9 protein-coding genes are annotated in these 12,859 nt (G+C 66.3%); 4 read left to right on the forward strand and 5 right to left on the reverse strand.

All coding sequences use genetic code 11. The features are described from left to right. Positions 1-454: 454 nt before the first annotated feature. Complete coding sequence (locus tag OIE53_RS19600) at positions 455-1,693, reverse strand: hypothetical protein (RefSeq protein ID WP_327022992.1); 1,239 nt, start codon at positions 1,691-1,693, stop codon at positions 455-457. 957 nt (positions 1,694-2,650) lie between these two features. Here OIE53_RS19600 and OIE53_RS19605 point away from each other — a divergent pair. Beyond that, on the forward strand, positions 2,651-4,252 hold the full coding sequence (locus tag OIE53_RS19605; protein WP_327022993.1) for a hypothetical protein: 1,602 nt from the start codon (positions 2,651-2,653) through the stop codon (positions 4,250-4,252). A 107-nt stretch (positions 4,253-4,359) separates the two neighbouring features. On the opposite strand, the gene OIE53_RS19610 is transcribed toward OIE53_RS19605, so the two are convergent. Continuing rightward, positions 4,360-4,938, reverse strand: coding sequence for a hypothetical protein (locus OIE53_RS19610; protein WP_327022994.1), 579 nt, complete (start codon positions 4,936-4,938; stop codon positions 4,360-4,362). Between the two features lie 718 nt (positions 4,939-5,656). Between OIE53_RS19610 and OIE53_RS19615 the strand changes: the two genes are divergently transcribed. Next, positions 5,657-6,922 carry an IS701 family transposase gene (locus OIE53_RS19615; RefSeq protein WP_327027288.1) on the forward strand — a complete coding sequence of 422 codons (1,266 nt, stop codon included), beginning with the start codon at positions 5,657-5,659 and terminating at the stop codon, positions 6,920-6,922. A gap of 21 nt (positions 6,923-6,943) precedes the next feature. Here OIE53_RS19615 and OIE53_RS19620 read toward each other — a convergent pair whose 3' ends face one another. From OIE53_RS19620 to OIE53_RS19630, 3 genes are all read right to left on the reverse strand, one after another. After that, positions 6,944-7,282, reverse strand: coding sequence for a hypothetical protein (locus OIE53_RS19620; RefSeq protein WP_327022995.1), 339 nt, complete (start codon positions 7,280-7,282; stop codon positions 6,944-6,946). A gap of 863 nt (positions 7,283-8,145) precedes the next feature. Beyond that, positions 8,146-8,916 carry a hypothetical protein gene (locus OIE53_RS19625; RefSeq protein ID WP_327022996.1) on the reverse strand — a complete coding sequence of 257 codons (771 nt, stop codon included), beginning with the start codon at positions 8,914-8,916 and terminating at the stop codon, positions 8,146-8,148. Positions 8,917-9,135: 219 nt separating this feature from the next. Beyond that, the gene (locus tag OIE53_RS19630; protein ID WP_327022997.1) at positions 9,136-9,435 is read right to left on the reverse strand and encodes a hypothetical protein; all 300 of its coding nucleotides are present in this window, start codon (positions 9,433-9,435) and stop codon (positions 9,136-9,138) included. Positions 9,436-10,479: 1,044 nt separating this feature from the next. Between OIE53_RS19630 and OIE53_RS19635 the strand changes: the two genes are divergently transcribed. Continuing rightward, complete coding sequence (locus OIE53_RS19635; RefSeq protein ID WP_327022998.1) at positions 10,480-11,580, forward strand: hypothetical protein; 1,101 nt, start codon at positions 10,480-10,482, stop codon at positions 11,578-11,580. 39 nt (positions 11,581-11,619) lie between these two features. Beyond that, complete coding sequence (locus tag OIE53_RS19640) at positions 11,620-12,651, forward strand: hypothetical protein (RefSeq protein ID WP_327022999.1); 1,032 nt, start codon at positions 11,620-11,622, stop codon at positions 12,649-12,651. The last annotated feature ends 208 nt before the right edge of the window (positions 12,652-12,859 follow it).

Below are 12,859 nucleotides of genomic sequence, written 5' to 3' on the forward strand. Positions count from 1 at the left end.
CCAAACGGCCAGCCGTGATCTTGGATGATGTGTGCGGCGTGTGCTCTCCAGCCGATACCACCCTGGGTCAACCGATGCCACACCAGGGCAAAGCAGGCCAACGATCACGATCGCAGACGTGGTCGGTGTGATCGACGTGTGGTCATCCGCCGCCCCGACCCGCCGGAACAACCCAGGCCACTCCCTGCCACCCCGGGTCAACCCGCAGGCCGTTAGACTGGGCCCTCGCGCCCTCGTAGCTCAGGGGATAGAGCATCGGTTTCCTAAGACGACGCTCTATATATAACCATCGGCTTACTACCTGCAAGTTCTTGTTCTGTTTGCACGTTAGTGGGTCGCACACGGGCGTTGCTGTGCTCGCTTGCTGAAGATCAGCAGAATGGGCGTAAGTCCTGCTCAGGCGCGCCAGTTGCACACGGTGGACTACACCTCGCCCGTCGTGCCGCCCACGCACTCAGGAGTTCCACCTTCGCGGCTCCCACCCCTTCTGGCTGAGTCCGATGGCGTCTAGGACCACCTTCTGCCGCCCGAGCAGAAAATCGATGGTGTCGATCTTGAAGTCGACACCATCGACGGGCAGGTCGGGGGAGGTGAGCGTGTCGATGACGTCGTTGAGCGAGCGGGGCTTGCCGTGGCTGGCCATGTACCGGAAGGACGTCGCGTAGATCTCGTCGAAGGGCAGTGGCCGCAGACAGAGCTGCTGCGGCGTGGCCACGGCCCACGTCCAGGTGATTTCGGGGAACGCGGGCCAGCCCTTGGGCATCTCCACGACAGCACTGCCGGATGTCAGCTCCGTGCGGAGGCGGTTGACTTGGGTGGCGGCTGAACTAACCCAGTCCTCGATCTTGGTGACTTCGGGAAGCGAGATGGCGTCGATAGGCCACTTGATCTCGAGACAGAGGCCTCGCCGCTGGCCCGGGTCCACCGCCACCACGTCAAGGTCGCCAGCCGTTTGGCGGTCTTGGCGCCGGGCTCGTATCCGGTCGGCCACAAGGACTCCAGGTATCTGACCGAGCCAGTCCTTCCACTTCACTGCCCGGTTGCCCTGCCGTTGACCGACGGGCCCGTACCGGCCGGGGTCGTACGCGGAACTACGCAGGATGATCGCGTCAATGACCCGAGGCGTGATGAGCGGCGGGCACACGATGATGGTGTCCTCGAGCTTTGCCAGCGGTGATACGCGGCAGGAGCGGCCGCTAGCGTAGGTGAGGCGTTCGATGATGGCGTCGATGCATGCTGTCGAAACCGTTGGAAGAAGCTCGGTCGTCATCTCCAGCAGCGTGGTCCGACGAAGGCTCGCCAGAGTCGTCTCGGTGCGCTTGAGCATGCGCGCCGCCGCCTCGCACAGTGAGGCGAATCCCATGACGACCGACAGCACATCAGCGACTTGGCCCACGGTCAGGCCGCCATCGAGTTGGAAGGAGTCGGGGAGGTTTCCCTCCGGCAGCGCGTGGCGGTAGGCGTCGACAGCCGTTTTCGCGCGCTGCGCCGCCGCGCGGAGGACATCCGCCGGGGGGGAGTTCTCGGGATGCTCTTGGCCGGCTCCGGATCCACGCCCGTTCGACCGACGTGATTCCGGGAAGGTTGGCAGGGGCGATGGCGTGTTCGAGGAAGGCGTCGGCCGCCTCGACTGCGGGATTCCAGCGGTGTCGGATCCGGAAGGCCTCGCCACGACGGCGAACCTCGTAACCACCGGCCCTGAGGGTGCCGCGGAGGTTGTCGAGGCGGGTCGCTTCCAGGGCGGCGAGGCAGATATCCGCGGCCTCTACGTCTTCGCAGGGCCCTTGTCCCACGGGAATCTCGTGGTGCCACGTGATGATCTGAGCGAGGACGGACTCCCATGGCACATCGCTATCACGCGCTTGAGCAATCTCCATTGCACGGAGGCGAGTCGCATGCTGGAGCAGCGTGAGCAACCGCTCCGGCGCGGACCGCCAGCCGGGAAGATCGCGCGCCGCCTGTCGGCGGCTGTCGATGAGGCTCTGGAGCTCGTCGTCGGGTCTCACGTCGTCATCCCGAGTCTCCCCGCCCTCTCGCTCCTGTCGATTTGGCCTTGTCGATTGTTCAGCATTGGCATGGCCGTGGCGACCCCCCAACGCCGGTGCTGCGGCTTCGCCGGGCCACAGTCCGTTGCGCCATCGAGGGCGCCGGCCGGGCTTGAGGTCAGTGTCGGCACAGGATGTCACCATCGCCGAGCCAGGTTGTCGGTGCCGACTGGTCAACTTGCCGGGCGACCGGATCCGTCAGGAGGAACGAGTCGTACGGAGGTCCCGGGCCTGTTCATGCGCTCGCTTCTCTTTCCGGTGCCTGCCGGTGTCGGCGCCGGCTGAACTATTCAGGCGGAGCCGACATTCCGGGTGCGCACGCCAGTGTTGGCTCCGCGTGAAAATTCAGCCCGGCGTTGACAGCGGCTGGTGGTGCGGGCAGGAGAAAGGCTACGGCGGCGTACCGCAAACCGACAAGGTCCTCAGGGCTGGTCACCAGCCAGTTGCACGTCCCACGTCTTGGCTGCCGAGGAGACCGAGCGGCAGGCAACTGTCCGGTCCGACCCTCCAGGCACCCACTCCCAGCTGCCACGTTGCCTGCGCATCAAGGCCCGAGCTCAAAGACAGTACGGTGTTCATCGTCGCATGTGGTGTGAGGAGGGGCGATGCAGGTCCTCTATGTCGTGGAGTTCGAGGTCCGGCCGCGGGACGACTCAGTCGATCCGTACGCGGTGACGCTGGCCAGCATCGTTTCCTGGCTCGCCTTGGCCGCAGGCCAGAGCGTTGACCAGAGTGCGATGGACTCCAGCGGTCGTCTCGACCTTCGGCCAAATCGGTCCGGTGCTCCGCGCACAGCCGTCTGGGATGTCGCCGGTGCAGAGGACTCGAAAGCGATCCGAGTTGAGGTCCGCGACGAGAGCCGGGAGTCGGGCCCTGTTTTCGTGACCCGGCTGACGCTCGGACAGCTCGACTCAGGAACGACAGTCCGCGTATCGATGGCAAGGGAGAGCTCACCGACATGGCTCTCACCCGCGCCACCGGCGGACCTCCGGCAACCAGGCGTCATCCGTTCGCTACTCGAAGACGACCAGATCGTGCTCTCGATCGTCGGGCAGTTGCAAGACGGCCGCTACCTGCAGGTTCGTACCGATGCTGAGGTCGCCACTCTAGTAGACGCCATTCGCAAGCCCTCGCGGCTGCCGATCCTGCTCGTCCACACCCGAACACTGCCTGCACTTGCGGCAGCTCGGACAGCCGCAGCGAAGCTCGTCGGCCTTGTTCGTGTCGTGACTCTCGACTATCGAGCTTCGCGTGCTCTCGACGCTGACCTGCCCGGGTACGCGCCACCACTCGCAGGGGCTCGGCTGGTTTGGAGCGATCCATCCGCCCCCACAGTCTCGTTTGACGAGTCGCAAGTCAGCTCCGCGGACTCGGATACGCTGCGAGCTCAACTGATGCGTTTGCTCGCGCCGGTCTCGGTTCTCGCACGCGGTCTGGACCGCGCCTATCGTGAGGCGCGTCGCGCAGAGATCGCTCATCAGGATCGTGATGCACGAGCCCGGACAGAACATGCGCTAGCCGAAGGCGACGCCAGCGCGCAGATTGAAGCACTGCGAGATGAACTGGCTGCCGCCCGTGCAGGCGCCGATGATTGGCAGCAACTTGCTGCAGAGGAGGAGCAGCGGGCCGACCGCTTCCAGATGGAAGCTGGGAAAGTGCCTGCACTCGAAGCGAAGATCGAGCAGCTCACGATTGCGCTCCGCGCAGTCTCCATGCCGGGTGACGCTGAGGCGACTGAGGAGGATCCGTGGGCTGTTCTTCCCGGGCTCGTTACGGGCGACGCCTCCAGTGCGGAGAACCTCTTCCTTCATCTCGCGGATGCTGCAGCGGGGCGCATCGTTTTCACGGATCGAGCTGCCTCGTCCTGGAAAAAGAGCAAGTACCCCTTTCCAGACGAGATGGCCGAGTGTCTGACCAAACTTGCTCGCGTGGCGGTCGCGCTCTACGACGGCAGCGATCGGAACTACCCGCATCTCGACACGTGGATAAGGGATGAGTTTGATCTCAAAGTCGCCTTGCAGGACGACAAGATCGAAAAGACCTCAAAAATCCGATACTTCGACTATGAGGGCGCGACGCACGACCGAACTCCGCACGTCAAAGTGAGGGATTACGCGCCGCCGTCGCAGGTGGGACGGATCCACTTCGCGCTCGACCCCGAAAATCGCAGGCTGATCGTCGACCATGTAGGGCTGAAGCTGTACTGATCGACACCGCAAGAGCACACTGTGCGGTGTGACGGCCTCGAAGCTCGTGATAAGCGTGAGCGGCGGCGCGATGATCATCGCGGTTGGCGCCAAGCGGATGCGCCGGATCAGCGTGTCAGCGTCCCCAGGTTCTTGATCCGATCGCCCGCTTTCGGATGCCACAGCAGTTGCGTGCGCCGCCGGACGGCGTCGCTGAGTCCCACTCTGTCCGCCGCTCGCAGTACTCGTCCTCGCAGCGCGTCCCTTTCTGTCTCGCCGTAGATGAGCAGGGCGCCGCACTCGTACCCACGTTCCGCTTGAAGGAATACACTGAGGGTATCGATGTCTTTGCGTAGCGGCGCGGGCCTGAGGGGGGCCGCTGTCTTGACTTCAACCACGACCGCGTTGTGCCTCCAGTCCCCAGGTTTGTGCCAGACCAGGTCCGGCTTGTGTTGCCCGCCGTCGATGACCGCGTTCAGGCCCGCCTTGTCAATTTCTCCTGACAGTACGTAGGCGGGTGCGCCTGCGGCTGCGCCCCAGGGCCCTTCGCTCAGCACCCGGATCTGGTGGTAAAGCTCGTAGCAGTACACACGTTCGCGATAGCGCGTCACAGGTCCGGTGGTGTTCTGAACTGCGACCGGAAGGAGGAACCAGCGCTCGGGTACGCGCCGGGCTGCCTCGTCGAGAAGCCTCAGGAATGCGGCCACTGGCTCGGGGGCAGACGGGTCCACGATAGAGCCTTCCTCGTCGTTCTACCACAGTAGTCTGCCGGGGCTGGCCAGCTACTGCAAACAGGCACATGGAGGTCAATCATCGCAGGAAGTCATCCGCTTCCTGAAGGGCTACGTCGCCAGACAGATCTTCACCCTCGGCACCGAAGCTCTGTCACCAGCGACAACGCCGATTTCCGCGACTTGTCAAACATGGGGGCGTCATTACGCGGTGAGTTCCCAGTCTCCGTAGCCTTTGCCGGTGAAGGCGGGGCCGTCGTCGCCGCAGCCAATGGCGGCGATGACTTCCCTGGCTGCAGCTGCGTCTCAGGTGAGCCGGGCCGGGCTGTCCCTGTGATGTCGATGCCGACGTCGCGCATGACTTCAACGGCCACCGGGCTGATCTGTTTGGCGGGCAGAGCGGACCTCGACGGTGTCGTCGGCAAGGCGGCGGAGCCTGCGCGTCCGGCCACCTGGGAGCGGCCGGCGTTGTGGACGCGGATGACGCGAAACGATCGCCCGCATGCTGCAGACAAATAACGACTCAGGACGCTAGTACGGCAGCCGCCGTTTGAGATCTTGCCGCTCGGATGGGGTGGACGCGAGGCGGCCACCGCGTGATCGTCTGTACGTTGTGGACATAACTTCAGATCTGGCGGTGGCCGCGTGCCACAGCGTAGCTGTTGCTCGGTGGGAGCGGGTGCTGGCCGAGGTGCTGGGCTGCTTCGCGGGCCGGTTCGGCCGAGTGGAACCGCGGCGGGCGGCGGGACAGTTCGTCACGGGGCTGCTGGCTGACCTTGAGGTGAAGACGTGTTGGCAGTTGGCGGAGCAGGCCGGACACGCCAGACCGGATGCGATGCAGCGGTTGTTGTATCGGGCGGTGTGGGACGCTGACGCCGTCCGCGACGATGTGCGGCAGCTGATCGCGGGCCGGTTCGGCTGCCTGGACGCGGTCCTGGCAGTCGATGAAACCGGTGATCTGAAGAAGGGCATCCACACGGTCGGGGTGCAGCGCCAGTACACCGGCACGGCGGGACGGATCGAGAACAGCCAGGTCGGGGTGTTCCTGGGCTACGCCGGCGCCGACGGGCACACCCTGATCGATCGGCGGGTGTATCTGCCGGCGTCGTGGACCGAGGACCGGGACCGCTGTCAGGCCGCTGGCGTGCCTGACGAGGTCGAGTTCGCCACCAGATCGGAGCTGGCCGCTGAGATGATCACGGCGGCCCTGGACGCCGGGGTGCCGGCCGGGTGGGCGGCTGCGGACGAGGCCTACGGCAACAGCAGTGCCTTCCGCGCGCATCTACGTGAACACCAGCTCGGCTATGTCCTGGCGGTGTCCCGCAGTCACCTGGTGCCGATCGACGGTGGCAAGACCCGCCTGCGCGCCGACCGGATCGCGGCTGACCTGCCCGCCTCGGCGTGGCAGCGCCGCAGCGCCGGCACCGGGTCGAAAGGGCCGCGCTTCTACGACTGGGCCTGGCTCGATGACGTGTGCACCGACGCCGACCCCGACGACGGCGGCCGGCACAGCCTCCTGATCCGCCGCAACACCAGCACCGGCGAGCTGGCCTTCTACCGCTGCTGGACCCCGCAACCGGCCATCCTCGCCCAACTTGTGCGGGTCGCCGGCATCCGCTGGAGCATCGAGGAAAGCTTCCAAGCCGCCAAGAGCCAGGTCGGCCTGGACCAGCACCAGGTCCGCCGCTGGGACTCCTGGCACCGGTTCACCACCCTCGCCCTGGCCGCCCTCGCCGTCCTGGCGATCTGCGCCGCCGACGCCACCGACGACGATCCAGCCGACACCGGACTGATCAAGCTCACCGTCAACGAGACCCGCCGCCTCATCAACGCCTACCTCATCCGCCCGACCAGCGACCTCACCCACCGTTTGCACTGGTCAGGCTGGCGACGCCAACATCAAGCCCGAGCCCGACGAGCCCACTACACACGCCGCCTCAACATCGAACTCCAGCCATGATCCCGAACGGCGGCTGCCGTACTAGGGCAGCCCGAACCTTTGGATCCTGCCGACGTCCACTATCAGCGCGTCCAGCGGGCATCGGGCGAAGGCCTGCGGTAGAACGAAGTGGGTCCATAGGCGCCGTTGATCGGCGATTCCAATGAAGGCGAAGTCCTGGGCGAGTTGGCAGGCGACGAACAGTTTCGCGGACTCCGTGGCGTCGGCGGCTGTCATCGCTTCGCCGATCGCCATGAGTTCCGGAGATTCCAGGAGGACCCGACGTGGCACGTACGCCACGCACCCACCACCACCCTTGCCAGCGTCGAAGCCGAGTTCGATGAGTTCCTCCTCCGCGCAACCGAGGGTGAAGGCCGCCATCGCGTGGAGGTCCGTGGGCTCAGGCCACCCCTGTGGTCGGTGCGGGCCATAGGATTGTTCACCCGGAAGGATAGTGCCCGCTCCAGGACCAACCGAACCTCGGCATCGGTGTATCTCGCGGTATACGCAGCCCGCGCTAACCTACTCAGGTCCGGGCCTAGCGCGCGCAGCTGGCCCTGCGCCGCCCTGATCGGTCTCAGGAGCTGAGATCTTATCTCGTCGGGGACATCGGCTGCGGACAGCCGCGACCGCTCGGCCGCCAGCCAGTCCGACAGCAAAGGCACCTCGACGTGTGCCGGCCTGACCTCACCAGTCGGCTCGAACTCGTCGCCGTCGCCAAGCATCGGTCGCCAGTCCGCAGTGAACAGGTGCTCGGCCTGTGCCGAGCCTCGCAGCCGGCCAGCGGGTGGTTCCGCTCCGTCGTCCCACCGCGCCGGTGGCTGCGCCGACGCTCCGTGCACCGACGTTAGGTGGGCAACGACGACGGCGGTCAGGTCGGCCGCCGGGTTCACGGATGCTGGATCCGATGCTTCCGTAAGGGCCGCCGCTGGCGCCCGCCGCAGCGCGGCCACGACCCGGATCACCTCGACAGCCGCATAGAAGGCCACCGGCACCAGAGCGGCCGGCCACACGCGGGGAGAAGTCGTGACGATGTTCGTGGCCAACCCGACCAGGGCACCCGCTAGCACGGCGGCGATTGCCAGCAGACCGTGGAACCATGCAGGACCGCGCAGTCGGATCACACGAACCACGATAGGGCCGCTTGCACGCAACTCCACGGGGCCGCGGGCGACGGCGGCGCCACTTCGGTACGCAGCGGCGCCTGCGGGTGGCGGTTTCTTGTCAGGGCTGAGCGATCACTTTCATGCGGACGGCGCGAAGCGGTCAATGAGGTAGCGGGCAGCGGTGGTCAGCGCGTGGGTGCGAAAGTGCGCCTCACCAACGGGCGAAGTCCCTGGATGCGAGCCGTTGGTCTGCACGATTTTCCACAGTCCGCGGATGTAGAGGCCGCCGTCGTCGGCGGGAAGGTACCCCTGGTCAATCAAGAAGCTAATTGCCCTACCACCCGCGCCCTGGCTGGTTCGGGAAAATCCCTGTTGAACGGCCAGATGGGCGACCACTTCCTCGAACATAGACCGTAGCTGCCCGTTGGCAGCCTCGTGCCGCCCGTCCGTCAGGCTGTCCACGGCTTGCCGGTAGTGATTATGTGCGACGGTCATTCCGAGCCGCTGGAAGTCCTCTTCGAGCGCGGATACCAGTTCCCCCAGCGGAACGTGAGGCTCATCGAGCGGGAGAATTCGGGCTTGGCCGTCGGTCCGGCGAAGGTCGTAACCCGCTGATCGCGTAGCCTCACGCAGCCGGTTGAACTGGTCATCGTCGCAGCGTTCCGCGACCAGGGTGATGAACTCCATCAAGCCCTTGGCAACGTCCGTGTCCTTCCCGACAGCCTTCACCGCGCCGCCTAGCGTACTGGCGATCAGCTCGGTCTTGGCGTAGCGCTGTGAGCCGGAGCGAGGTGGCGGCTGAAAACGTTGCAACCCACACTCAAGGAACCGCAACTCCAGATCGGAGCTGGTGAACACGGTCGCGTACTTGCCAGCTTGACCTACCGCCCGAGCCAACGTGAATGCCACGACTCCATGCTCCCACAAGCAGCGGTGAACGGTCTAACGATCCGATCGACGCATTCGTCGTTGCCCTTCGTCGATATTGCGGCAGTACGGATATTGCAATGGCGTGAATGGGGTGACCAGCTGGGCCAGGCCCCGGCCCGCCACCATGAGGATGAGGTGGGATTCAGCCTGCCGTTGACCTTCGGCTCCAGCCCGGTGTAGCTGCGGACGAGATCTCCGTCACCAAGTGTGACCGCGGTGAGTGTCGGCGGAGGGGCTTGTCGGCTGGTACTGCTTGCTCGGGTGGCGGCCCCGCCGTAGCTCGATAACCAGGTCACCGGTGTTGCGGCCGCGGTGAACCAGATGCCAGCCCTTGGGCACGTGCCCGCCAGAGCGCACCGCATGGATCAGCCGGCGCCACGCCGCCCTCACCACTTCCGGCGGGTCCAGGACCTGCACGGACCCTTGCGCCGCCTCGATCAGGTCCAACAGCCCCTGCACTGAGGCGGGCGGCATCGTGGAGCCGGGCAGGGCGTCCATGCAAGGATGTTTGCACATCTGTGCGGGACGACGCGGGAGGCTGGCGGCTGCTCCGCGACGCCCCTCTACGTAAGGCAGGGGTCGCCAAGGTGTACGGGGCGGGATTCGACGAACACGCGGCCGTAGGCGAGTAGCTCGCCAATCCGCTGCTCAGCGTCCTCCTTGCGCGGCATGCGGCGCACCAGTCAGCGAGTTTTGGTCAATCGTGCCCTGCACGACGTGCAGGGCCTGCAGTCGCGCAGCTCCGACTCCTCGGCGGCCCTGATGGCGCCATTCGAGGAAGCCCTTCGTGGTACCCACACCTGAGCGACCAAGTCAGCCCTGCGGCGAGCAGCGCGGACATGAAGTTGTTGCACCGCTCTGGCACCCTCGACCCGTACGCATTTCCTGCGACAAGCCGTGAGTTGCGCGATGGGCCAGGTCCGCAAGCTCAGGACGTCGCACGCGACACCGGCCTTCGCCCACGCCTTTGAGACGTTCCTCGTCGCGCACACCGCCGTCGGCGCCTGGTCGCTCGGCACCGCCGTCGGGTATCGGCAGTTCTTCGGACCGCGACGCCACATACAGCCGTGTCCAGCTCCGTCGAGTACGCCGTGCCCCTTACTGTCGGGTGGTGCAGCGATGGGATTCGCTCAATGAGCGGCAGCTCGACCTGCTTCGCCGGATCCACGGCGGCGATGACCTCAGCGGCCCGGACGGCGTCGAGTACCGCCGGTCGGCGCGCGCGCTCCAGGACCGGAACCTGGTGACGGTGACACGCAAGGCAGGGGTGTGGAAGGCGTCCTCGACCGACGCCGGTCGCTTCTACCTCGAGCATGGCCACCATCCCGATCATCCCGACCACCGTGCTTCCCTCCCGCGGTCCGAGACGCCGGCACCCGGCGACAACACCGGCGGCGTTTCGTCGGCGGACCTGCTGCGATCGGCTCGCGAACTGCTCGACCGCCTACAGCACGAGGGCGGCATGGCCCGTATCGATAGCCCCGACAGCGGAACGCGGCCCGGTACCGCCGGATCATTCACGCGCTCAAGCAGCAGGGACTTGTGCCATCGGGTCACCACCTGCGCCACACTGGCCGCGACGTCGGCGACATCGTCATCCGCCTCTACACCGGCGCCGGTCCGGACGAGACCGACTGGAACCGGATCCGGCTCAACACCCGACGTGTCACCACCGACCCGCACCTGGCGATCAGCGCCCTCGAAGCCGATCCGACCAACCTCGCCGTCAGCCCGGACCTACTGCCCCGGGCGATGCTGCTGATCCAGCAGCTCGCCGGCGAGGCCGTCCGGCGTGGGCACCGGCTCGGAGTCAACACCAAGGCGAAACACCCGCGGGTGTTCCTCCAAGCCGGGCAGGTCCGACGCACGGTCACCCTGACCGAGGAACGCGACCAGGTCCCGCACGAACCCACCGCCGAGGAGCTGAAGGTGCTGCGCCTGCGGCCGTGGATGAAACCCGCGGAGTTCGACGTCGTCGACTCCGGCAGGCTCCGCTTGGAGATCACCCGGGCCGGACACGACAACCGGGACACCTGGACCGACACCCCACGCGTACGTCTGGAACAACGCGTCGCCCAAATCATCCAAGGGTTCGAGGCTGGCGTCACCGCCGACGAACAGCAACGGCGGGCAGCCGAAGCCGCGCGGGAGAAAGCCGCGACCGAGCACCGGCGGCGGCAGGAGGAAGCCGCGGCCGAGCGCAGACGGCAGGAGGAGGCCACCCTCGCCCAATGGCACGCCGCGATGGCCGACGCCCGCGTCCGGGCCACGGACAACATCCGCGCGGACACCTTCCGCAACGCCTACCAGGCGTGGACCACCGCAGCTGACATCCGCGCGTTCTGCACCGCCCTCGAACAAGCGGCCGAGGGGCGCACCGGCACCGGCGGATACCTCGCCAACTGGGTCGCGTGGGGCAGGGCCGCCGCCGACCGAATCGACCCCATCCGCAATCCCCGCGTGCTGGCCGACATCGACTACAACCCCGAACCCGGACCCGACGACCTGCGCCCGTTCCTCGGTGACTGGAGCCCCCACGGACCACGCAAGGAGCACCGCCCTGATCACGACCGGCAGGGCCACACCGGCATCCGCCGACAGGCGGCATCGTGGCACCACGGGCTGCGCGACCGGGGCGCCTGACGTGCGTCGACACCTCAACCGTCACCACACTCCGGCCGGATGCGCACGAGCCTGCGCGGGGACCTGCCGCCATCGCGGCGCGAACCGTCAAGCACGACCCCGTACCACGCAACAAGCGACGCTCACCCGAAGGACGGCTGGATGAGAATCGACCCCTCCCGCTTCACCGTCGGCGACGAATGGGCGTACCGACAGTCGGACCACGCACCGTCCGAACGCGTCCGCATCCTGGCCGTCGAGCCGAAAAAGAACAGCGCCCGCCTCGAGATCAGATTCCTCGACGACCCCAACGAACGGGTGGAAAAGGTCCCCGGATCGCGGCTGCGGGTGCCGTGGAACGAGGTCGGAACCTTCGACGCGCTGATGGCCAGCTGGCAACGCATCGACGATCTCAGCCTCGATCATACAGAGCAAGCCTGCGTCGAGGAGATCTTCGGCCTCTTGATCAGCGACGACGTAGCCGAACTGCTCTGGTCCCCGGTGTCATGCGCCACCGAAATCCGAAATAGGGCCCGGCTGAGCGAGATCATCGGCGGCCCGATCGACGACATCCTCGCCTCGGCCCAATGGTTCGACCACGACGGCCGGACCACCCTGTCACCAGCCGGCACCCTCCAACTGGTCGAAGCCGCGTGCCACGCCCACCCGACCCAGGTCCTCAACCTCGTCATCGAGCAGGAAGCCCAGTCCCGACACAAATGCAAGTTCGGCGACGAGCACCGCGTCGGCCGCGACAACCGGTCGACGACACCGCAATGGGAGTACGACTGGTACCGCCGTCACGACCGGCCCCGCCACGAACTCCTACGCCAGTGGTGCGGCCACCGCGCAGTCACCCACCACGAACGGTTCCTCGCCGCCGAAGCCGAAACCCACCGCCTCGACATCCTGATAACCGACCTCCTCAAGGCCCTGGACAACCTCGGCGAACACGAACAGGCCGCCCGCTTCGCCGAGGAACACGAACGCGACCGCATCACACCCCACACGATCCGCCCCGTCGTCGAACGCCCCCTACACCCCTCCGAGATACCCGTACGCGAAATCAAGGTCAGGAGCCGCTGGTGGTGAACTCCCCCTGCGCGCGACATGGACCGCAGTGTTGTCCCCGCGCTGAGCGGGCACGGGCCTCCAGTGCTGGCTGCCTCATCTTGACAAGTGGTAGATCAAGTTCGTTCCAGCGTTACGTGTCGGCTATCTGACCGGTTCTGGCGGCGGCCGGGGCAGGGCGGCAGGATGCGCGGATGGCCGTGAACTTTCAGCATTCCCGGGCCCATGA

The organism is Micromonospora sp. NBC_01739, assembly GCF_035920385.1.
GTDB lineage: Bacteria > Actinomycetota > Actinomycetes > Mycobacteriales > Micromonosporaceae > Micromonospora.